This window comes from Candidatus Pelagibacter sp. HIMB1611, assembly GCF_052047715.1.
Taxonomy (GTDB): Bacteria; Pseudomonadota; Alphaproteobacteria; order Pelagibacterales; family Pelagibacteraceae; genus Pelagibacter.
In genome coordinates this window covers 1,169,429-1,191,997 of sequence record NZ_JBNAJM010000001.1, presented here as the reverse complement: position 1 = coordinate 1,191,997, position 22,569 = coordinate 1,169,429, and the positions used below count along the sequence as shown (strand labels likewise).

24 protein-coding genes are annotated in these 22,569 nt (G+C 30.4%); 21 read left to right on the top strand and 3 right to left on the bottom strand.

Translation table 11 applies throughout. The annotated features are described in order from the left end of the window. Both ACTTAS_RS06400 and ACTTAS_RS06395 read right to left on the bottom strand, forming a co-directional pair. A complete protein-coding gene (locus tag ACTTAS_RS06400) occupies positions 1 to 345 on the bottom strand; it encodes a DUF2794 domain-containing protein (RefSeq protein ID WP_440613652.1) in 345 nt (114 codons plus the stop codon). After that, positions 338 to 889 (bottom strand): septation protein A, encoded by a 552-nt coding sequence (locus ACTTAS_RS06395; protein WP_440619109.1) that lies wholly within the window; start codon positions 887 to 889, stop codon positions 338 to 340. The genes ACTTAS_RS06400 and ACTTAS_RS06395 overlap by 8 nt, the downstream gene beginning before the upstream one ends. 87 nt (positions 890 to 976) lie before the next feature. Between ACTTAS_RS06395 and hspQ the strand changes: the two genes are divergently transcribed. From hspQ to ACTTAS_RS06320, 15 genes are all read left to right on the top strand, one after another. Continuing rightward, the gene (gene hspQ / locus ACTTAS_RS06390; protein ID WP_262589942.1) at positions 977 to 1,297 is read left to right on the top strand and encodes a heat shock protein HspQ; all 321 of its coding nucleotides are present in this window, start codon (positions 977 to 979) and stop codon (positions 1,295 to 1,297) included. Between the two features lie 175 nt (positions 1,298 to 1,472). Then, positions 1,473 to 2,180 carry a heme ABC transporter permease CcmC gene (ccmC, locus tag ACTTAS_RS06385; protein WP_428078967.1) on the top strand — a complete coding sequence of 236 codons (708 nt, stop codon included), beginning with the start codon at positions 1,473 to 1,475 and terminating at the stop codon, positions 2,178 to 2,180. Then, positions 2,177 to 2,404, top strand: coding sequence for a heme exporter protein CcmD (locus tag ACTTAS_RS06380; RefSeq protein WP_440633121.1), 228 nt, complete (start codon positions 2,177 to 2,179; stop codon positions 2,402 to 2,404). Before ccmC ends, ACTTAS_RS06380 begins: the two co-directional genes overlap by 4 nt. A gap of 10 nt (positions 2,405 to 2,414) precedes the next feature. Continuing rightward, positions 2,415 to 2,834: a cytochrome c maturation protein CcmE gene (ccmE, locus tag ACTTAS_RS06375; RefSeq protein WP_262589939.1), complete on the top strand. Its 420-nt coding sequence runs from the start codon at positions 2,415 to 2,417 to the stop codon at positions 2,832 to 2,834. Next, on the top strand, positions 2,835 to 4,709 hold the full coding sequence (locus ACTTAS_RS06370) for a heme lyase CcmF/NrfE family subunit (protein WP_440678766.1): 1,875 nt from the start codon (positions 2,835 to 2,837) through the stop codon (positions 4,707 to 4,709). Next, entirely contained in the window at positions 4,706 to 5,224 is a 519-nt protein-coding gene (locus tag ACTTAS_RS06365; RefSeq protein ID WP_440678765.1) for a DsbE family thiol:disulfide interchange protein, read from the top strand. Before ACTTAS_RS06370 ends, ACTTAS_RS06365 begins: the two co-directional genes overlap by 4 nt. Further along, entirely contained in the window at positions 5,221 to 5,586 is a 366-nt protein-coding gene (locus ACTTAS_RS06360; protein ID WP_440678763.1) for a cytochrome c-type biogenesis protein, read from the top strand. Before ACTTAS_RS06365 ends, ACTTAS_RS06360 begins: the two co-directional genes overlap by 4 nt. After that, the gene (locus ACTTAS_RS06355) at positions 5,586 to 6,098 is read left to right on the top strand and encodes an acyloxyacyl hydrolase (RefSeq protein ID WP_440678762.1); all 513 of its coding nucleotides are present in this window, start codon (positions 5,586 to 5,588) and stop codon (positions 6,096 to 6,098) included. The genes ACTTAS_RS06360 and ACTTAS_RS06355 overlap by 1 nt, the downstream gene beginning before the upstream one ends. A gap of 9 nt (positions 6,099 to 6,107) precedes the next feature. After that, positions 6,108 to 7,259 (top strand): alpha-hydroxy acid oxidase, encoded by a 1,152-nt coding sequence (locus tag ACTTAS_RS06350; RefSeq protein ID WP_440678760.1) that lies wholly within the window; start codon positions 6,108 to 6,110, stop codon positions 7,257 to 7,259. Positions 7,260 to 7,332: 73 nt separating this feature from the next. After that, a complete protein-coding gene (locus ACTTAS_RS06345) occupies positions 7,333 to 8,496 on the top strand; it encodes a pyridoxal phosphate-dependent aminotransferase (RefSeq protein WP_440678758.1) in 1,164 nt (387 codons plus the stop codon). 3 nt (positions 8,497 to 8,499) lie between these two features. After that, the gene (locus ACTTAS_RS06340) at positions 8,500 to 9,996 is read left to right on the top strand and encodes an FAD-linked oxidase C-terminal domain-containing protein (protein WP_440678757.1); all 1,497 of its coding nucleotides are present in this window, start codon (positions 8,500 to 8,502) and stop codon (positions 9,994 to 9,996) included. Further along, positions 9,950 to 11,230 carry an FAD-binding protein gene (locus tag ACTTAS_RS06335; protein ID WP_440678756.1) on the top strand — a complete coding sequence of 427 codons (1,281 nt, stop codon included), beginning with the start codon at positions 9,950 to 9,952 and terminating at the stop codon, positions 11,228 to 11,230. Before ACTTAS_RS06340 ends, ACTTAS_RS06335 begins: the two co-directional genes overlap by 47 nt. Continuing rightward, complete coding sequence (gene glcF / locus ACTTAS_RS06330; protein ID WP_440678754.1) at positions 11,230 to 12,519, top strand: glycolate oxidase subunit GlcF; 1,290 nt, start codon at positions 11,230 to 11,232, stop codon at positions 12,517 to 12,519. Before ACTTAS_RS06335 ends, glcF begins: the two co-directional genes overlap by 1 nt. A gap of 7 nt (positions 12,520 to 12,526) precedes the next feature. Beyond that, on the top strand, positions 12,527 to 13,480 hold the full coding sequence (locus ACTTAS_RS06325) for a 2-hydroxyacid dehydrogenase (RefSeq protein WP_440678752.1): 954 nt from the start codon (positions 12,527 to 12,529) through the stop codon (positions 13,478 to 13,480). A gap of 6 nt (positions 13,481 to 13,486) precedes the next feature. Beyond that, entirely contained in the window at positions 13,487 to 14,692 is a 1,206-nt protein-coding gene (locus tag ACTTAS_RS06320; RefSeq protein WP_440678750.1) for an MFS transporter, read from the top strand. Here the strand turns inward: ACTTAS_RS06320 and ACTTAS_RS06315 are convergent. Next, positions 14,689 to 15,777: a GAF domain-containing protein gene (locus ACTTAS_RS06315; protein ID WP_440678748.1), complete on the bottom strand. Its 1,089-nt coding sequence runs from the start codon at positions 15,775 to 15,777 to the stop codon at positions 14,689 to 14,691. The genes ACTTAS_RS06320 and ACTTAS_RS06315 overlap by 4 nt on opposite strands. A gap of 143 nt (positions 15,778 to 15,920) precedes the next feature. Between ACTTAS_RS06315 and ACTTAS_RS06310 the strand changes: the two genes are divergently transcribed. From ACTTAS_RS06310 to ACTTAS_RS06285, 6 genes are all read left to right on the top strand, one after another. Further along, complete coding sequence (locus ACTTAS_RS06310) at positions 15,921 to 16,982, top strand: NAD(P)-dependent alcohol dehydrogenase (protein ID WP_262589926.1); 1,062 nt, start codon at positions 15,921 to 15,923, stop codon at positions 16,980 to 16,982. Positions 16,983 to 17,003: 21 nt separating this feature from the next. After that, positions 17,004 to 18,542, top strand: coding sequence for an extracellular solute-binding protein (locus ACTTAS_RS06305; RefSeq protein ID WP_262589925.1), 1,539 nt, complete (start codon positions 17,004 to 17,006; stop codon positions 18,540 to 18,542). A gap of 72 nt (positions 18,543 to 18,614) precedes the next feature. Further along, positions 18,615 to 19,478 (top strand): carbohydrate ABC transporter permease, encoded by an 864-nt coding sequence (locus ACTTAS_RS06300; protein ID WP_085114993.1) that lies wholly within the window; start codon positions 18,615 to 18,617, stop codon positions 19,476 to 19,478. A gap of 3 nt (positions 19,479 to 19,481) precedes the next feature. Beyond that, positions 19,482 to 20,330: a carbohydrate ABC transporter permease gene (locus ACTTAS_RS06295; RefSeq protein WP_440678746.1), complete on the top strand. Its 849-nt coding sequence runs from the start codon at positions 19,482 to 19,484 to the stop codon at positions 20,328 to 20,330. Continuing rightward, positions 20,330 to 21,409, top strand: coding sequence for an ABC transporter ATP-binding protein (locus ACTTAS_RS06290; RefSeq protein ID WP_440678744.1), 1,080 nt, complete (start codon positions 20,330 to 20,332; stop codon positions 21,407 to 21,409). The genes ACTTAS_RS06295 and ACTTAS_RS06290 overlap by 1 nt, the downstream gene beginning before the upstream one ends. Beyond that, positions 21,402 to 22,475, top strand: a complete 1,074-nt coding sequence (locus tag ACTTAS_RS06285; RefSeq protein WP_440678743.1) for an ABC transporter ATP-binding protein — start codon at positions 21,402 to 21,404, stop codon at positions 22,473 to 22,475. Before ACTTAS_RS06290 ends, ACTTAS_RS06285 begins: the two co-directional genes overlap by 8 nt. The last annotated feature ends 94 nt before the right edge of the window (positions 22,476 to 22,569 follow it).

The window sequence follows — 22,569 nt, the reverse complement described above, 5'->3', positions numbered from 1 at the left end:
TTATTTTTGAAGTTTCTTCCAATTAGTATTTTTAAGTAAAGACTTAAGTTCGTAAGAATTTTTTAAAATCTTACCGCTTGTATCTGTGATTAAGTATTTTAAATTTTTATTTTTCGGCTTAAAATTTTTACAAATTTTATAGAGTGCATTTTCTGCTGCATTCCTAAATACACTAAAGCTAACTTGTTTGCTTGATATGTTGAGACCATAATCTTTCCAAGAGCCTTCGGAAACCATCTTTGCATAAAGATCTAAAATAATTTTAAGCTCATCTTTTTCAAAAAATTGTTTTTCCTCTATTTTATTATGTGGATTGTTTACTACTAATCTTAAGTTATTACGCATCTATTTTATGTTTATTTATCAAAGGTACCTGAAATCCAGTAAACACTATTGTTATTGGAAGCATCCCCCATACTTTAAAATTAACCCAAAATTCTTCAGTTTGTGTTCTCCATACAAATTCATTTAATAATGCAAGACCAAAGAAAAAAAACATCCATCTTCGATTTAAAATTTCCCATCCGATATCTGACAAAGGTATTGATTTCCCCATAACTTTTTTAAGCACTGGTTCTTTCGTAAAGTATTTTCCAAAATATAAAGCTAAAGCAAACATAATATTTATAATTGTTGGTTTTACATAAATAAATATTGGATCATTAAAGTAGATAGTGAGACCTCCAAAAAAAGTTATTAAAATTCCACTTAACAAAGGCATCGGTGGTATTTTTTTTTCAAAAAACCAAACAACAGCTAATGCAATGATAGTTGCAACTATCAAGGGAGGAATTGCTACTGATAAATTTTTTCCACTGTTGTAATAATAGAAAAAAAATATTGCTAGTGGTCCAAAATCAGTAACAAATTTTAAAAAAGATTTATTCACTTAAAGGATATTAACATATTTGCCACATCACAAAACATTAATATTTTTTACATTGATTTTTATTTTTAAATACCCATACTAACTATCATGGCAATCCAAAAAGCTAAATTTTCAATTGGAGATATTGTTAAACATAAGCACTTCGAATTTAGGGGTGTTATTTATGATGTAGATTTCGAGTTTAACAATTCAGAAGAATGGTATCAGTCTATTCCAAAAAACGTTAGACCAAGAAAAGATCAGCCTTTTTATCATCTACTTGCTGAAAATGATGAAATCACTTACGAAGCTTATGTTTCAGAGCAAAATCTTTTGATGGACGACTCAGACGAGCCTATAAAACATCCGTTAATTGAAGAAATTTTTTCAGGTAAAAAAGGCTCAAGTTATTTCAAGCTTTCTAATTAGCTATCATTATTCAAACACATTTATTTCCAATCTAGGCCACACTAATTTTTTATAAAATAGTTATATTCTGATCAAGAGTGTAAAGTTAATCTTTCTTTATTATCTCCCCCTCTTCATTCTTGATCAGATAATTTTTCACAATAGTATTTTCAAAATAAATCCCTAAATTAGAGCTATGTTTAAACTTTTAGAGCCAAATAAAATTTTTCAAATTACTTCGAAGGCGCCAAAATATGTTTTATTTTTATTTGTTGTTGTTCTATCTGTTGGATTAGTTGAAGCACTCATATTGTCTCCAGAAGATTACAAGCAGAGTGATGCTGTTAGAATTATGTATGTTCATGTTCCTGCTGCATGGATTTCTCTTGGAATTTTTTCTTCGATAACTGTTTTATCAATTTCAGGATTTATTTTTAAAAACAAAAATTTTTTTTTAATATCCAAAAGTTTAGCACCTTCAGGTTTTGTTTTTAACATAATTGCTTTGGTAACAGGTTCTATTTGGGGGAAGCCTACTTGGGGTACATGGTGGGCCTGGGATGCTAGGATTACTTCGATGTTAATTTTAGCTCTATTTTATGCTCTATACTTAATCTCGTGGAGAATTTATGAAAATGAAGAAAAAGTTTTTAAAATTTCAACTTTTATCACTATTCTTGGAATTATTAATGTGCCAATAATTAAGTACTCTGTTGATTGGTGGAATACACTTCATCAACCTGCCTCAATAAATATCTTGTCTAAAAGCTCAATTCATTCATCAATGCTTTATCCTTTATTGATAATGACTGCGGCATTTGCTCTATTTTCGTTGTTAATTTTCTTAATGAAATATAATACAGAACTGATAAAAATTAAAAATAAAGGTTTAGATAGATTATGATTAACGAATTATTATTTATGAATGGATATGCAGTATACGTGTTATCTGCATTTGGTTTTACTTTATTAAGTTTCCTAAGTTTATATTTAGTAACAAAAGTTCAATTTATTAAAGAACAAAATAAATTTGTTGCTAAATTTGGATCACTTAACACTGAACAAGCTAATTCTGCAAAATCACAAAGAATAAATAAAGAAATTTTAGCTGACGCAACAAACAACTAATTTTTGATCGATGTATGGTCGAAAAGTTAAGTTAAGATTTCTATTTGTTTCGACTATTTTATTAATTTTAATATTAACTGTTTTTTTAGTTCTAAAATCTTTAGAAGAAAACGTAGTTTATTTTCAATCTCCTTCAGAGATTAAGTCATTAACTGAGCTGACAAATAATAAAATCAGAGTAGGTGGAATGGTTAAAAAAAATTCTATTAGTATGAATTCTAATGAAGTGAATTTTATTATTACAGATTTTAAAAATGAGATTAATGTTACTTATTCAGGTGCTGTCCCAAATTTATTTGAAGAAGGAAAGGGAGTTGTAGCCGAAGGTGTTTTGAAAGACAGAAATTTCTTTTCAGCAACAAAGATTTTAGCGAAGCATGATGAAAATTATATGCCACCAGAGGTTAAAGCTGCATTGGAGGAAAATTAATTGATTTATAGCGTTGTTGGATACTATGCACTGATTTTAGGATTAATTAGTGGTTTAATTTTGGTCTATTTTTCAGTTCAAAATTTTAGAAATTCACAAATTTTAGATACTAAAATATTATCATTATCATTTTTACAATTATTTTTTGTTGTTATCAGTTTTTTTGGTTTAGTTTTATCTTTTGTAGTTTCAGATTTTAGTAATGAAACTGTATTTAATAATTCTCATACTACTAAACCTTTGTTTTATAAAATCACAGGAACATGGGGAAATCATGAGGGAAGTTTGTTGCTGTGGTTGTTGGTTTTGACATTATTCATTTTCATTTTTTTATTAAGAACAAATAATCAATTAATAAAATACAAAACTCTAACAACAATATTTCAGCAGATAATAATTATCGGTTTTTTTATATTTTTACTAAAAACTTCTAATCCATTTAATTATTTGTTTCCAATTCCTGAGGAAGGTTTAGGTTTAAATCCAATATTGCAAGATCCAGCATTAGCAATTCATCCACCTATTTTATATTTAGGCTATGTTGGTTCATCAATAATATTTTCCTCCGCACTAGCAGCCACAACTTTAAAAATCGTTTCAGGAAGCTGGGCAACTCATATAAAAAAATGGACTTTAGTTTCTTGGATATTTTTGACCTTAGGAATTTTACTAGGTTCTATTTGGGCTTATTATGAACTTGGATGGGGAGGATTTTGGTTTTGGGATCCAGTGGAAAATGTATCTCTTATGCCTTGGTTAGCACTAACCACATTATTACATTGTATATTAGTTTTGGAGAAAAAATCGATTTTAACTTCTTGGGTTATAATTTTATCTATAGCTACATTCACACTTAGTATGTGTGGAACTTTCTTAGTTAGATCGGGTATCCTTAATTCAGTTCATACTTTTGCTAATGATCCTGAAAGAGGTCTATTCATATTAATATTTTTGTTTGTTCTAATTTTTATTTCTTTATTTATTTTTTTCTTTTTTCATAAAGAGGATCAAAAAAAATCAATAAATCTTTTTTGGTTAAGTAAAGAAAGCGCAATTATATTGAATAATTGGTTCATGATGTATTTTTTATCTGTAGTTTTAATCGGCACAGTGTATCCAATTTTTTTAGATGTAATTTCTTCAGAAAAAATATCTGTCGGCCCACCATTTTACCATAAACTAATTATCCCTTTCCTAATTCCATTTTTAATTGCTATGGCAATCGGACCTCAATTGAAATGGATTAAATCTAACCTAGAGAGTAAAAAAATTCTTATACTTTTGTTATTTGTATCGATTTTAATATCTTATTTGGTTGTTAAAAATTTTGATAAAAATTTACTTGTAAACACTATTTTAATCTCAAGTGCATTTTATTTGTTTTTTATTACTGTGAGGGATTTTTTTATAAAAAAATTTAAAAACATTTCTCAAAATATTGCTCACTTTGGATTTAGCTTATTAATCTTAAGTATTTTATTCAATAATTTACTTTCTAGCGAAGTAATAACCAATCTTAAAATTGGTGAAAGTTATGAAAATTCAAAATTTAAAATTTTACTTGAAGATGTAAAGCAGAGAGATGAAAAAAATTACAACTCAGTGGTAGCAAATTTTAAAATAATTTCTTCAGATGGAAAAATTAATAAAATGTCTCCAGAGTTAAGAATTTATAATCAGCCAAATATAGTAACTAGTGAAGCTGATATTAAAACTTCTTTAATGAAAGATAAATTTATTGTCATAAACTTGGTGCAAAATCAGGAATATTTTAATGTTAGATATCAAGACAAACCTTTTATGCTTTGGATATGGGTGTCAGTGTTATTATTAAGCATGGGTGGAATATTAAGTTTGTTTAGAAAGAGAATATGAAAGATAAATTAATACCTTCAATAATAATAATAAGTTTTATAATTATTTTTTTTATATTTTATAAAGGTTTACAGGAATCAAATATCTATACTCCTAAGTCAGAAATAAAAAAAGATATTCCAATTTTTTCTAGTATTAAGTTTAACACTAAAGAAAATGTTAATTCATCAGAAATATTTAATTCAAATAAATTTTATTTATTAAATATATGGGCCTCATGGTGTGTGCCCTGTAGACAAGAACATTCTTATTTAATGAGATTAAGTGTAAACAATAAGGTAACTTTAGTTGGATTAAATTATAAAGATAACTTTAACAATGCCCAAAATTTTCTAACAAAACTGGGAAATCCATACGAAACGATATTATTAGATGAAGATGGTACAATTTCAATAGAGTGGGGGGCATATGGTGTGCCAGAAACTTTTTTGATCCATAAAAATAAAATAGTTACAAAATATATTGGACCATTAAATGAACAATTAATTAATGAAATCAACTCGATTATAAAATGAGATTTTTAAAAATAATTATAATTATTTTATTATTAATTCCAAAAATATCATTTGCTGATTATCAACTTGAAAGAAATAAGATTACCAAAAATTTAAGATGTTTAATTTGTCAGGGCCAATCTGTGTATGATTCAGATTCTGATTTTGCTAATAGTATGAAAATTTTAGTTGATAAAAAACTTGAGGAAGGATTGTCTGAAAACCAAATTTATGATTTTTTTAAAGAAAAATACGGAGAATGGATTTTGTATGACCCTACTTTAAATAAAAATACTTATATTCTTTGGTTATTGCCAATATTGATATTTTTACTTGGAGGTGCAATAATCATTAGAAAACTAAAATTTAAAATTAATCCATAATGTATTTAAAAAAAATTCTAATTTTATTCTCATTTCTATTTTTTACGATTTCTACTAATGCAGAGGAAATTAAACAGAGAGATTTAAATACTGAGTTTAATGTTTACACAGGAATGTTTGATTTTAGTGATGATGGAAAAAAATCAGAATTACTAGGTTTTCAGCATCAAAATGAAAACTTAAATAGAGATACTTTTCTTGGAAATTTATCACCTATTACTGGCGCTCTTATAACTGCAGATAGTGCGGCTTATGTTTATACAGGAGTAGAAGCACAATATAAAATAGGTTCTTTAAATTTTAATCCAAGTTTCACTCCAGGATTATATCACGAAGGTGATGGAAAAGATTTAGGTCACGTTTTAGAATTTAAATCTGAGTTACAAATTTCTTTAGATATGTCTGAGAGTAGTCAATTTGGATTTTCATATAACCACTTATCTAATGCTAGTCTAGGAAGTAAAAATCCTGGGGCAAATAGTTATATGTTTAATTTCTTTAAAAGCTTCTAATACACATTTATGAATTTAAATGATTGCTATAATTTTGATGACTTTAGAAAATTAGCTAAGAAAAAATTACCAGCGCCAATATTTCATTACATTGATGGAGGTGCTGATGATGAAATAACTTTAAATAGAAATACAAATTCTTTTAATGATTGTGATTTAGTTCCAAATATTTTGAATAGTGTTGGTGAACCTGATTTGTCAACAACAGTATTTGGTAGAAAAATTGATATGCCACTATTTTTGTCTCCTACAGCGATGCAAAGTTTGTATGACCCAGAAGGTGATAAGGCTTCTGCGAGAGCAGCAGAAAAATTTAATACTATTTATAGCATGTCAACAATGGCATCATTTTCTATAGAAGAAGTTGCAAATATTTCTAGTGGTCCAAAACTTTTTCAGCTTTATATCCATAAGGATAAATCAATTACTGATGATCTAATTGAAAGATGTAGCAGAGCCAATTTTGATGGCATGTGTATTACTGTTGATACATTGGTTGCAGGTAACAGAGAAAGAGATCATAGAACTGGTTTTACTACTCCACCTAAATTCACATTAGATAGTTTATTAAGTTTTGCTATGAGACCTGGTTGGGTTTTTAAATATTTTACTAATAAAAAATTTGAATTAGCAAATATAAAAAATAAAACTGATAAAGGAACAAATATAGCTAAATCAGTAATGGACTATATTAATGAACAATACGATCCAGCAATGAATTGGAAGGATGCAGAATACTGTATTAAAAAATGGAATAAACCAATGGCACTAAAAGGTGTGATGTCTGTTGAAGATGCAAAGAGAGCAATTGATATAGGTTGTACTGCGATAATGATATCTAATCATGGTGGAAGACAATTGGATGGATCGAGATCACCTTTCGATCAAGTAAAAGCTATTTCAGATGCAGTAGGTGACAAGTTAGAAATTATTCTTGATGGTGGAGTAAGAAGAGGAACGCATGTTCTAAAAGCTCTTGCAGCCGGTGCAACTGCTTGTAGTTTTGGAAAGGCTTTTCTTTTTAGTTTAGGCGCTGGAGGACAAAAAGGCGTTGAAAGATTACTAGAGAACATGCAAAAAGAAATTAGAAGAAATATGATTTTGATGGGCTGTAAATCTGTAAAAGATCTTGATGAATCAAAAATAATCTACAGAAATTAAGATAAATTAAGGAAATTCAAATTTTATCTTAATAGACAATCAACTTAATTTATGTATATTTTCCAACTTTATTATGAAACTAGCAGCATCACTTAATAGACTTGGAACAGAGAGTGCTTTTTCAGTTTTAGCAGAAGCTAAAAAACTAGAGGCACAAGGAAATCCAATGATCCATCTTGGGTTGGGTCAGCCAGATTTTAAAACACCCAAACATGTAGTTGAAGCTGCAAAGAAAGCTTTAGACGATGGTCACCATGGCTATGTTCTTTCGAACGGAATTTTAGAGTGCAGACAAGCGGTTACTAGATGGATCAAGAAGAGATATAACACTGAAGTAGATCCAGAAAGAATTACCATAATGCCAGGTGGTAAACCTACAATGCATTATGCGATACAGTGTTTTGGTGAGCCAGGAGCAGAAATTATTCATCCTACACCAGCTTTTCCTATTTATGAGTCTATGATTAATTATACAGGCTCTACTGCTGTACCTTATGATTTAACAGAAGATAAAGATTTAAAATTTAGTGCAGATAAAATTTTATCTTTAATCACTGAAAAGACTAGATTGTTAATTTTAATTAACCCTAATAACCCAACTGGAAGTTTTGTTGAGAAGTCTGAAATTGATAAATTAGCAGAGGGTTTAAAAAAACATCCTCATGTGACTATCTTAAGTGATGAAATTTATAGTCGACAAATATTTGACAATAAAGAAATGCCAACATTCTTTAATTATCCAGAGTTAAGAGACAGACTAATTGTTTTAGAAGGTTGGAGTAAGGCTTACTCAATGACAGGTTGGAGATTAGGTTGGAGTTTTTGGCCTGAAAATTTAATTGAACATATCAATAAACTACTAATCAATAGTGTTTCTTGTGTTAATGCTGCAGCTCAATTTGCAGGAATAGCAGCACTTGACGGACCAGACGATTCAATTGATTTGATGATGGAAAAATTTACACAAAGAAGAAAATTAATTCATGAAGGATTAAATAGTTTACCTGGAGTAGAGTGCAGTTTGCCAGGAGGAGCATTTTACGCATTTCCAAAAGTAATAGGTACTGGAATGGATGGTTCAGAGTTTTGTAAAAGAGCTATGCATGAAGCGGGTGTTGCTATTGTCCCAGGTACAGCATTTGGAAAAACATGCAAAGATTACGTAAGATTTAGCTTTGCTGCATCACAGGATAACATTTCTAACGCATTGGAAAATATCAAAAAAATGCTAGGTTAAGCTATGTCTGAAATAGCTTTACCAAAAATTGATAGGTCTATTGTATCTAATAAATCTCAAATAGTAAAAAAACTATCAAGTCTAACTAACTCAGAAAATGTTTTAAGCGAAGCTGATGAATTAAGACCTTATGAAACTGATGCTCTTTCAGTTTATACCCAAACTCCTTTAGCTGTGGTCTTGCCTGAAAACACTAAAGAGGTTAGCGAAATTCTTAAATATTGTAATGAAGAAAATATCAAAGTAGTTCCAAGAGGAGCTGGAACAGGTTTGTCCGGAGGGGCATTACCTTTACAAGATGCCATTCTTTTGGGTTTAGGAAAATTTAATAAAATTTTAGAAATTGATTATGAGAATAAATGTGTGATCACTCAACCTGGTGTTACTAATTTAGGAATTACTCATGCTGTAGAACACAAGGGTTTTTATTATGCTCCAGATCCATCTAGTCAATTAGCATGCTCTATAGGTGGTAATGTGGCTGAAAATTCAGGAGGTGTTCATTCTTTAAAATATGGAACCACTACAAATAATATTTTAGGCGTGGAGATGGTAATGATGGATGGAACCATTTGTAAAATTGGAGGAAAATCTTTTGATCAAGAAGGCTATGACCTAATGGGATTAATTTGTGGTTCAGAAGGATTATTAGGTGTTGTTACTGAAGTAACAGTGAAGATTCTTAAAAAACCAGAAGTTGTTAAGGCAGCTTTAATTGGTTTTCCATCTATTAAAGAAGGGGGAGATGCAGCGTCTGAAATAATTTCAAGCGGAATAGTTCCAGCTGGAATGGAAATTATGGACAAAGCTCTTATTGAAGCAACAGATAATTTTAGCAAAGCTGGTTACCCAAGAGATGCTGAATTATTACTAATTGTTGAACTTGATGGAACAGAGTCAGAAGTAAATGAGTTGATCAAAAAAGTTGAGATAATTTGTAAAAAAAATAATTGTTCAAGTTTAAAACTAAGCAAAAATGAAAAGGAAAGATTATCTTTCTGGGCTGGGAGAAAAGCTGCTTTTCCAGCATGTGGAGCGATGGCTCCAGATTATTACTGTATGGATGGCTCAATACCTAGAGGTAAACTTGCAGAAGCTTTACTTGAAATAAAAAAACTTTCAGAGAAATATAATTTACCAGTGGCTAATTGTTTTCATGCGGGTGATGGAAATTTACATCCACTAATTATGTTTGATGGAAATGATAAAGAGCAGTTAAGAAAAACAGAAGAGTTTGGATCAGAAATATTAAAAACTTGCGTAAGACTTGGAGGAGTAATCACAGGAGAGCATGGAGTTGGTATCGAAAAAAGAGAACTTATGTGTGAGATGTTCAATGATAATGATATTCAACAACAGTTAGATATTAAAAAATCATTAGACAAGAAAAACTTATTAAATCCTGGAAAAGTATATCCTATTCTTAGAAAATGCGCGGAGGAAGGAAGGGTTCATGTCCATAAAAGCAAAGATAAATTCCCAGATCTTCCAAGATTCTAATAATATCTATTATCCAAAAAATGAGAGTGAAGTTTCAGAATTAATTAGAGAACTTTATAAAAACGACTCTCCCACAGAAATAATAGGACATAATTCTAAAAGCTTTATAGGAAATAAAGCTCAATCAGCAAACACAATGTCGCTTTCGAAATTAACAGGCATAATAGATTACAGACCTGAAGAATTGTATATCAAAGTAAAGGCTTGTACGCCAATAGAAGAAGTTGAAAAAGTACTTGATGAAAATAATCAGGAATTAGCTTTTGAGCCTATTGATTTTGGTTATATAAAAAATGGTGCATCTAACAAAGGAACTATAGCAGGGTATTTATCCTGTAATTATGCAGGCTCAAGAAGGTTTAAAGTTGGAAGTGTTAGAGATCATGTGTTGGGTTTTAAAGGAGTAAATGGCAAAGGGGATATTATAAAATCAGGTGGCACAGTAGTTAAAAATGTTACCGGTTATGATTTGTCAAAACTTATAGCTGGATCCTTTGGCACCTTAGTGGCTTTAACAGAAATCACTTTAAAGGTTCTACCAAAAAAAGATTCATCCAATACAATTGCAATTTATATTGATAAATCTGAGGAAATTTTTGATTTATTTATTAAATTATCAAGTTCCAGCAGCGAAATATCAGGAGCAGTGTATGTTCCTAATAAATCAAAGGATGATGATTTCTTAAAGAAAAAAAATTCTGTACTAAAATTTAACGATTTAAAATCTAATACTTCTTTTCTAGCTTTTAGAGTAGAGGGAGATAAAATTTCAATAAAGGAAAAAATTAAAAATTTAAGCAAAGAACTTGAACTTGATAAATTTGAAACATCAACTTTAGATGTTTATCAGTCAGAACCATTCTGGCAAAAAATTAATAATTTGGAAATTTTTGAGAATACAAAAAATAATTTAATCAGAATGGTTATTCCTCCAGCAAAAGGATCAAATTTATTAAAATTTTTAGATAATAAATATAAATATTTTGTGGATTGGTGTGGATCATTATTTTGGATAGAAGTTGATGAACAAAAAGAAGAAAAAATAAAAGAGCTAAAAAAAATAGCCTTGGAGTCTGGCGGTTATTTAACTGTAATAAAAACTTCTGCAGATTATGATTATGGAGAATCTATTTTTACAGTCGATGATATACGTTTGATGATTTCAGAAAAAATTAAGAAAAGTTTTGATCCAAAAAGAATTTTAAACCCTGGAAAAATGTATAGAGGAATTTAATGCAGACAAAATTTACTGAACAGCAACTTAAAGATTCTGATAATTTTGCTACAGAAAAAGTATTTAAAAAGTGTGTTCACTGTGGAATGTGTAATGCTACTTGTCCCACACATCAGCTGTTAGGTGATGAATTGGATGGACCAAGAGGTAGAATTTATCTTATTAAAGATATGTTGGAAAATAATAGAAAACCAACCGAAAAAGTTGTTAAGCACATTGATCGTTGTCTTTCATGCTATAGCTGTATGACCACTTGTCCTGCTGGTGTAAATTACATGCACATTATAGATCATGGAAAAAAATATATTGAAAAAAATTATGAAAGATCTTTTTTTGATAAACTAATTAGATATTTTTTATCAATCACTTTACCAAATGTTAAAGTATTTAGACTTTCAAGTTTTTTTGTTAAATTGGCAATGCCCTTGAAATTCTTAATGCCTACAAAAATTAGAGACATGATTGAATTAATGCCAACAACTTTTCCAAAAAAAACTTTACCTATCAAAGAGATTTATAAAGTTTCAGACAAAAAAAAAATAGCAAGAGTTGCTTTATTAACTGGATGTGTACAAAAAGAAATTTCACCCCAAATAAATGAAGCAACAATCAGATTGTTAAATAGACATGGGGTTGAAGTTGTAGTTCCAAAAAAAATTCGTTGCTGCGGATCTTTAAATCATCATCTAGGAAAAGAAGAGGATGCTCACCAAGATTTTAAAAATAATATAAATACTTGGTACGAAGAGTATCAAAAGGGAAATTTAGATGCAATTTTATCTAATACATCAGGTTGTGGTACTACCATGAAGGATTACGGTTTTATTTTTAGAGATGACAAAGAGTTAAGCAAAAAAGCTAAAGTCATATCAGATCTTACAAGAGATATTTCTGAATACATTTTCGAAAGTTTAAAGTTAAATATAAAATCTAAAGGAAAGAAATATAAAGTTGCTTATCACTCTGCATGTTCAATGCAGCATGGTCAAAAGGTTCATTCACAACCAATTTCATTACTTGAGAAAACTGATAATGAAATAATGGAAATTCCACAAGGGCATATTTGTTGTGGATCAGCTGGAACTTATAATATTTTACAATCAAAAATTGCAAAACAACTATTAAAAAATAAGGTAAATAATATAGAAAGTTTAAATCCTGATTTTATTTCAACAGGAAATATTGGTTGTATTACCCAAATTTCTCATGGTACTAAAGTCCCAATTTTACATACAATTGAAGTTTTAGATTGGTACACAGGCGGTCCCAAACCTGAAATTTTAAAATAGGGGTTTTATGAAAAAAATTTTAATTACTAGAAGACTGATCCGAGAGAGTGAAGATAAAGCGTCAAAATTATTTGAAGCTAAATTTAATTCAAATGATGAACTTTATTCACAATCAAAAATTATTGAAATGAGTGAAGGATGTGATGGAATTTTATCATCTTTAACTGAAAAATTAGATGCTGATACAATAAATAAACTTCCAGATAGTATTAAAATAATTTCAAATTTTGCAGTTGGTTTTGGAAACATTGATTTAGATGCTGCTAAAAAAAGAGGTATTGCTGTAACTAATACCCCAGAAGTTTTGTCAGATGCTACAGCTGAGATAGGAATATTGCTTATATTAGGAGCTTGTCGAAGAGTATCAGAGGGAATTGAGTCTGCGCGTGAGGGTGGATGGAAATGGTCTGCAGATTATTTAATTGGAAAACAATTAACAGGAACAAGATTAGGAATTTTAGGTATGGGTCGTATTGGTCAAAAAATTGCAAATATTGCTAAATCTTTAGGCATGGTTATCCATTATCATAATCGTTCAAAATTAAGTGAAGATAAAGAGCAGGGAGCAATTTATCATGACAGTATAAAGAGTCTTTTTTCAGTTTCAGATGTTTTATCTATCTGTTGCCCAGCTACAAAGGAAACTGAAAACTTAATAAATAAAGAGACAGTAGAGTATTTCCCTAAAGGTGCTGTTATAACAAATGTTGCTCGAGGTGATATAGTTGATGACGAAGCTTTGATTGATGCATTGAATAGAAGAAAAATTTATGCTGCAGGATTAGATGTTTATAAAAATGAACCAAATTTAAATCCTGGTTATTTAAAAATCCCGAGTGTTTTTGTTTTGCCTCATTTAGGAAGCGCTACAAAAGATACTAGAATTGCAATGGGTAACTTAGCGATAGACAATATAGAAGAATTTTTTAGAACTGGTAATTGCGTCAATAAAGTTAATTAAATTTTAATGAATAAACCGGTTCTAGCTAAATCAAAAGCTATTATAATTTTTTTAGTTTTTGCTTTAGGATATTTTATTTCTACCCTCTTAAGAGCAATAACAGCAACAATCTCACCTGAATTAGTAAACGAATTTAATCTCTCTGCAGGAGAGCTTGGATTATTAGGAGGTGGATATTTTCTTGGATTTGCAAGTGTTCAAATCCCTTTAGGTTATATGCTAGACTTGAGAGGTCCAAGAAAAATTGTTTCATACTTTTTATCATTAACCATTGTTGGTTTATTAATATTTGCCTTCGCTCAAAATTTTTTAACTCTTTTAGTATCTAGAATTATTATAGGAGTTGGTGTTGGAGCTTGTTTAATGGGGCCTTTGACTGCTTATCGGATTTGGTATCAAGATGAAACCCAACAACGTGCAAACTCATGGATGTTAATGGTCGGTGCAATTGGTATGTTGTCATCAAGTTTACCAGTTCAATTTTTCATACCTATAATTGGTTGGAGAAATATATTTTTGCTTTTAGCTTTAATAACTTTGGTTTGTATAATTTTGATAATTATTTTTATCCCTCAGTGGACTTCAAAAGGTAATCAGAGAAACGATGAAGCAAAATTGAGTATTGTTTGGCAAAATCAATTCTTCAGAAGTGTTATTCCAATGGGATTTTTTAGCACTGGAGGATTATTTGCTATCCAAACACTATGGGCTGGTCCTTGGATGATAAAAGTATCTGGGTATACACCAGAGGAAAGTGCAAAAGGGTTATTTTTAATTTATTTTTTTATGCTGCTATCATTTTTAATTTGGGGATATTTTGTTCCAAAATTTTCAAAGAACGTTAATGATGCAATCAGATTGTTGAAATATGGTTCACCATTAAGTTTATTGGTATTGGGTGTAATTATTTATCTAGGTCCAAATACAGAGTCAATTCATTGGGCATTATTTATAGTTTCAGCTGTATTCCTGTCCTTAATCCAGCCAGCTGTTGGAATGGCTTTTTCTGTTTCTAATGCAGGTAAAGCTCTAACGTCTTATAATCTATTGATATTTATAGGTGCCTTCTTTCTGCAATGGATAATTGGGCTTATTATAGATTTAGGATTAAGTTTAAACTACTCTGAAATTGTTTCATTTCAATTAGCAATGTCTTTTGTACTAGTTACGTCTTTAACTTCTTATTTATATTTTTTATTAAAAAATAATTAATTTAGATGTTTATAAATTGTAGTTCTAGATACACCCAATTTTCTTGATGCTGCAGAAATATTATTAGTCTCACTAAAAGTTGATCTAATTAAGATACATTTTTCTCTTTTAATTTTTGTATTCTCACAATTTTTACAAGCGTAAGTTTTGTTTTGTTTGCCAGTTTCTATAAATTTACTTTCTTTAAAATTTTGACTTTTGACTACAAAAACAGATGAACCTAGATGATCAGTTATCTTTAGAGTTTTATTATTTAAGATATCTGTTGCAATTGATGAAAATGAAGTTGTAAAAATTTTATTAAAATTTTCATTTTTCAAGTCAACTAGTCCGTTAAGCATAATTTTTGCATTGTTGTTTGCACCAACAATTAATCCATCACCATTTATTGCAAGCATCCCAACACTAGTTGTAGTTAGATATTCTTGTCTTGGGTGAAAAGAAATAATTAATTCGTTTTCAAACTTTTTAATAAACAATTTGGTTTCGATACTTCTAGTTGCAAGTCTAACTAAAGCTAGCGTATGTTGTTCTCTGGACATCGAATCTGTTGAAGCATCAATAATACCAATAATTTTACCGTCATAATTTATGATTGGACTTGCAAAGCATGAAATATTTTCATGAGCAGTAAAAAAGTGTTCTTTACCTGAAACGATAGTTGGTTTTTTTAGTTCAACAGATAATCCAAGACCGTTTGTTCCACAAATTTTTTCTGCCCAGATTGAACCTGGTATTACTGTTTTACCAACGTCAGTTTGTAAACAAGATTTGTCATAAATTGTATCCAAGACTAATCCTTTCTCATCTGAGTAAGCCACCATAAAATTTGTTCCTGCTATTTGGGAATATAAAAGTTCTAGCTCAGGAATAATTATTCTTCTGATAGTTTCATTTCGCTCTTTTATTTCTTTTAATTCAATTGATGAAATTACACTTTGTTTAGGATCATTAAACGGATCAAGGCCTTCATTGATACATCTCAACCAACTTTCATTAATATCTTTTCCCATTTCATAAGAGCCCATATTCCTTTTATGAAGGATATTTTTAAGTTCGCTGTTTGAGTGACTTAAGTTTGACATTCTAAAAGTTTATTTGTTTTTTTAGATACAACAACCAACCACAGGTTGTAATTGTTAACTTTTTGTACATATAAAGATGCCGTTGACTCCATTCTATATCAGAACTTTAATAGTGTTACTGAAATATTAAAGGAGAGATAATAATGAAAGCACAGGTTTTGCATAAATATGACCCTGAAATGAAAGAAAAGGTCTGGGTCACAGGTGAGGAGATGCCAGATCCTAAAATTGAAAAGGCGTCAGACGTTATAGTTAAAATTGGTGCTGCAGGAGTTTGCAGAACTGATTTACATATTATTGAAGGAGTATGGAAACACATCCAAGATCCAGATGGAAAATTATTACCATGCGTAATGGGACATGAAAATGCTGGTTGGGTAGAAGATGTAGGTTCAGACGTTACTGAATTTAAAAAGGGTGATCCTGTAATATTACACCCACTTATTTCTGGAACAGGAGGAACTTGTTTAGATTGTAGAAGAGGTAATGATATGCACGCTGAAGCAGGTGCATTTCCTGGATTAAGTATTAAAGAAGGAGGCTACGCTGAACTATTAAAAACTAGCGTTAGAAATCTTATTAAACTTCCAAAAGTATTAGCGCCTAAAGATGTTGCACCTTTTTCAGATGCAGGTCTTACAGCTTATAGAGTGGTAAAAAAAGCAACAAGACATTTGCTACCTGGTCAGAGCTGTACAATTATTGGTGCAGGAGGTTTAGGTCACATCGCTATTCAATGTTTAAAAGCTATGTGTGCAGCAGATATTATTATTGTTGAAAAATCTGAAGCAGCATTGAAACATGCAATGGAACTTGGTGGTGACCACGGAGTTTTAATTGATGGAAACGAAATTGAAAAAGTTCAAGAACTAACAAAAGGAAAAGGTTCTGAAGCTGTAATTGATTTCGTAGGTGAAAAAGGATCTACTGCCATGGGAATTCAAATGACTTCTAATGGTGGTTTTTACTACATAGTTGGATATGGAGAAGAAATTAAATCACTTGCAGTTGATTTAATTATTTCTGAGAAAACAATTGTAGGTAATTTAGTGGGAACGTGGTCTGAATTATATGAATTAATGGAGTTAGCTGACAGAGGTAAAGTCAAGCTCTCTATGCAGGAGTATAGTTTAGACGATGCTAATAAAGCGCTTCATGATCTTAACGATGGTAAGGTTAAGGGACGAGCTGTTTTAGTTCCATAAAAAAAAAAAAGAGAGGTGATAATGAAAATAATAAAAACCTGCTTAACGGCTGTAATATCAAGCATGATGATATTTAGCCCTATGGCATATGCTGATAAGTGGAGTGATCAATTCCCACATATCAAAGCAACAGGAGATATTCCAGGTGATTGTTCTTATGAGGAAATGTCTAAGAAAAATTATAAAGGAAAAACTCTTAAAATAAATACTCACGCAATTCCAGTAATGGGAGAGCCAACAGCTCTTCATGCTGAACAGTTTGAAAAATTAACTGGAGCTAAAGTTGATGTTACACATACACCAGCAGGTGATTTGTATTCAAAAGCAATGGTTCCTTTTCAAGCTGGACAAGCACCTTACGATATTGTGTTTGGATTTTCTAACTTTATCAATGACTGGAAAAGATATTTAGCGCCAGTTCCTAAGAAGTATATGAACTCAACAGAGATGAAAGACGTAACTAAATCTCATATGGGTGTATCATCTTGGGATGGAACTATGTACCAGTACCCAGTTGATGGTGACAGACACTATTTAAAATATAGAAAAGACGTCATTGATAATCCTGAAATGCAAAAAAAATATAAAGCAGAAACAGGGAACGATCTAAAAGTTCCAACAACTTGGAAAGAATATGCTGAGATGGCAAAATTCTTTAATGGTTGGGACTGGGATGGAGATGGTGAGTTAGAATATGGTTCAGCTGAAGTTATGAAAAAAGACGATTTAATGTTTGCAGCTTTTTTCAGCAGATCAGTTGCATATGCTAAAAATCCAAGAACTCCAGGTGGTTTCTTTTTTGATTTAGAGACTATGAAACCAAACATTAATAATCCAGGTTTCGTTGAAGCTTTAACTGATTGGGTTGAGGCTACTAAATATGTTCCTCCAGGAGGAATTAACTTTGGTTTAGGTGACGAAATTGGATCATTTGGTGGTGGACAAACTTTATTTAGTTTTTCATGGGACGATGCATTTATTGCAGCAATGCAAGATGACAGCCCTATTAAAAACAAAGTAGGTACAGCTCCTCTTCCAGGTGCTAACAAAGTTTGGAACAGAGTTTCAAATAGCTGGGAAAACCAATACAACCAAGCTCCTTACATTGTTTGGGGTTGGGCAGTTGGTGTTGCTAAGAAAAGTAAAGTAAAAGATATGGCGTTTGATTATCTTTGCTTCTTCTCAAACGGAGCAAATCACCAAGCTGACTTAGCAATTGGAAGATTTGGTGTTAACCCATTCAAAAACTCTGACTTCGACCCTAATATTTATATCAATAGTATGGGTTGGGATCCAGAGATTGCTAACAGTTACACTCAAACACTTTTAGATATGGAGAAAAGTCAAAACAGAGTTTTCCCTTTAAGAGTTCCAGGTGTATTTGAGTTTACAAGTGCTGTCGCTACAGGAACTTCTAAAGCTTTAGCAGGACAATTGTCTCCTCAAGAAGCATTAGACGAAGTTGCTAAAGAGTGGGAAGCAATTGTAAGCAGAGTAGGTAAAAAAGCAGTAAGAGATGCCTACGCTGTTGGTGTTAAAATGGAAGACAACCAATTATAAAAATACTTAATTTATGTGGCCATTAATTAAAATGGCCACATATAAAAAACATAATATAATCCAAGTTTATAAATGAACTTTAAGCATAAATATTTTTTTCTGTTTCCAGGTTTATTTGTGCTTATTGGAATTTTAATCTTTCCAATTATTTTTGTAGTTCGATTAAGTTTATCTGGGTGGAATAGTTACAATCCAGGTTTAGATTTTATAGGTATAGAAAATTATATTCGTCTTTTTACAGACGACCCAAGATTTTGGGAATCTTTTTTTAGATTAAGTTTTCTGTCTGTTACAACAGTAATTCTCCAGTATGTGATTGGATTTGCTCTTGCACATATGGTTTGGAAAGACATTAAATTTAAAAGATTTTTTAGAGTTTTATTTTTAGTACCAATGATGACAACTCCAGTTATCATGACTGTTATTTGGAGAACTTTTTTTCATGAATCTTTAGGACCTGTTAATGATATTTTATCTAATTTTGGTTTATCTCCTAAATGGTTAACAGACCCAGCTCTAGCTAAATTTACAGTAATTATAGTTGAGGTTTGGCAGTGGACACCATTTATGTTTCTGCTTTTATTAGCAGGTTTATTGTCATTACCCAAAGAACCATTTTTAGCTGCTGCAATTGATGGTGCCAGTCCTGTTAGAAAATTTATTTACGTAACTTTTCCATTAATGGCTCCAATATCAATTGGTGCAATAATTATAAGATTAATTGAGGCATCTAAAATTATGGATACCGTATATGTTTTAACTTCAGGTGGTCCTGGAACTGCAACTGAAACATCAAGTTTTTATATTTTTATTAAAGGATTAAGAGAGTTTCAAATGGGATATGCAGCCTCGATGTCTTTTACTTACTTAATTATTATGATCATAAGTTTAACAATTATTGCAAAGGTTTTAACTAAATTACTTTTAAAAGAATAAATTATGAGCAAATTTTATACATTTTTAAAATATTTTTTTATTATCTTCTGGGCAGTGTTTGTTGTTGCTCCTTTTCTATGGGCTCTAACTACATCGTTCAAAGATTTTCAATCTGTAAATGGGGGAGTTACCTACATACCGTGGGTAGATTTTGAGCCTAATTTAGAGGGTTGGAAAGTTTTGATAAAATCTCCAGCCAAAGGTGGAGTTGATATAGTAGAACCTTATTTCAATAGTTTATTTGTAACGTGTACTGCAAGTTTAATTAGTATAATTCTTGGCACACTGTCAGCTTATGCTTTATCCAGATACACCTTTAAAGCGGGTTTTGTAAAAAATAATGACATTACATTTTTCTTTATCTCTCAAAGAATTATGCCGCCAATTGTTTTATCAATTCCATTTTTCTTATTTTTAAGTTCAATCAATCTACTGGATAGTCTTTTAGGATTAATTGTAGTTTATATTGTTTTACTGATGCCTATAGCAGTTTGGATTATGGTTGATTTCTTTAATAAAGTTCCAAGAGAAATTGATGAAACAGCTTTGATTGATGGATGTAATCCTTATCAAGCTTTCTTAAAAGTAGTGTTACCAAATTCTATACCGGGATTAATTGTTGCTGGTATGTTTTGTATTATTTTTGGATGGATTGACTTCTTCTTTGCATTCATTTTAACTTTCACAGAAGTACAGTTATTACCAGTTAAAATTGTTGCTCTGAACTCATCTGTTACACCATGGTGGAGTTTGTCAGCATCTGCTCTCGTTTCTGTTGCACCATTAATTATAGTAGCCTTCATTGTTGAGAGATATCTATCCAAAGGAAATCTATCAGGAGCAATTAAATAATGAATTTAATAGCTAACAATTTAACTTATAAACCAAGTGAGGAATATCACTTAAATGAAGTATCATTTAATTTTAAAGAGGGGAATTTATACACAATTCTTGGAAGAACATTATCAGGTAAAACAACTTTATTAAAAACTATAGCTGGGCTTTTAACCCCAGACAGTGGTGCCATCGAATTTGATGGTAAAGATTTTTTAAAGATTCCGGTTTGGCAAAGAAATGTAGCGATGGTGTATCAACAATTTATTAATTATCCTCATTTAAATGTATTTGAAAATATTGCTTTTCCTTTAAGACAAAGAAAAATCGATAATGAAGAAATCAAAAATAAAGTAATGGAATCTTTAAAATCGGTTGGGTTAGTTGGTTACGAAAATAGAAAAATCCAAGAGTTATCTGGTGGTCAGCAACAACGTGTCTCTCTAGCAAGATCATTAGTTAAAAATGCTAAAATATTATTGTTAGATGAGCCTTTAGTAAATTTAGATTACAAACTGAGAGAACAACTTAGAGAAGAATTTAAGAGCTTGTTTTCAAAGGGTTTAGCGGATGAAACTATCTTAATTTATTCTACTACAGATCCAAGAGAAACCATGGAATTAAATGGAGAAGTTATTGTTTTAGATGAAGGTAGGGTACTACAAGTAGGTCCAGCAAAAGAAATATTTGAGAACCCAAGCTCATTAAAAGTTGCTGAAATTTCTAACGATCCACCAATGAATATTATTGAAGCAGAAATATCTAACGATCAAATTAGATTTGAAGGTATTGAAATCAAAGCGCCAAATCATTTATCAAAGTTAACAGATAGCGGATTAAAGATTGGTTTGAGATCATCAGATATTGAACTTGATGAAAATGGTCATGAATTTGAAGTTGAGCTTGCTGAAATTAGTGGTTCCGAAACTTTACTCCATCTAAAAAGAGGAAGTATAAAAATTATTATTTCTATAGAAGAGGTTTTAAATTTTAAAATTCATGACAAGATTAAAATAGATTTTAAAATAGACAGAGCTTATGCCTTTGGTGCTAGTGGTAAATTAGCATCCTCACCATTTGGAGGAAATAATGGCTAAAATTGATTTAAGTAATATCTCGCATTCTTATAATCCAAATGATCCAAATCCAATTTATGCATTAAATCCATTTTCGATGACTTGGGAGAATGGAAATAGATATGCAATCCTAGGTCCTTCTGGATGTGGAAAAACAACAATGTTAAATATTGTTTCTGGATTAGTTAGACCATCAGCTGGAAAAATATTGTTTGATGATAATGATGTTACAGATTTAAAAACAGAAGAAAGAAATATTGCTCAAGTTTTTCAGTTTCCAGTAATTTATAACACTATGACAGTTTTTGAAAATCTTGCTTTTCCACTAAAGTGTAGAGATTTCTCAAAAGCTAAAATAGATGAAAGAGTTAATTCTGTTGCAGAAACTTTAAATTTAAAATCTTTTTTAAATTTCCCTGCACGAAAATTAACAGCAGATCAAAAACAATTGATATCTTTAGGAAGAGGTTTGGTTAGAGAAGATGTTGCAGCGGTTTTAATGGATGAGCCTTTGACCGTTATTGATCCTGATTTAAAATTTAGATTGAGAAGAAATCTAAAAGAAATAAACGAGCAATACAAAACAACTTTAGTTTATGTAACACATGATCAAAACGAAGCTATGACATTTGCAGACAATATAATTGTGATGAGTGAAGGAGAAGTTGTGCAAACAGGTTCACCTAAAGAATTATTTGAAAGACCAAATACAACTTTTGTTGGTTACTTTATTGGTTCACCTGCTATGAATTTATTTGATAGTGAAGCAACTTCAGAAAATACTGTTAAAATAAATAATATAACAATTAAGACGAATACAAATTTGTCTAATTTAAAAAGTAAAAATATAAAATTAGGAATTAGATCTGAGTTTATTAAAATTGCAAAAAATCAAAGCGATAACCTTATTGATGTAAATGTTCAAAAAGTTGAAGATTTTGGTAATTACAAATTGATTACTGCAAGAATGGATAACTTTGAAATTAAGTCTAAAGTTAATAGAGAAACTGAAATTTCAGGTGAAAAAGTTAAACTACATATACCAGCTGAAAAATGCTGTATTTACGAAAATAATAAACTAATTTAGTTTTTAAATTCTACCTATAATTGTAAAAAAATCCTATCTAACCCATTCTAGGTAACTTTTTAGAAGGACTCTAATCTAAAAATATGTTTTAGTG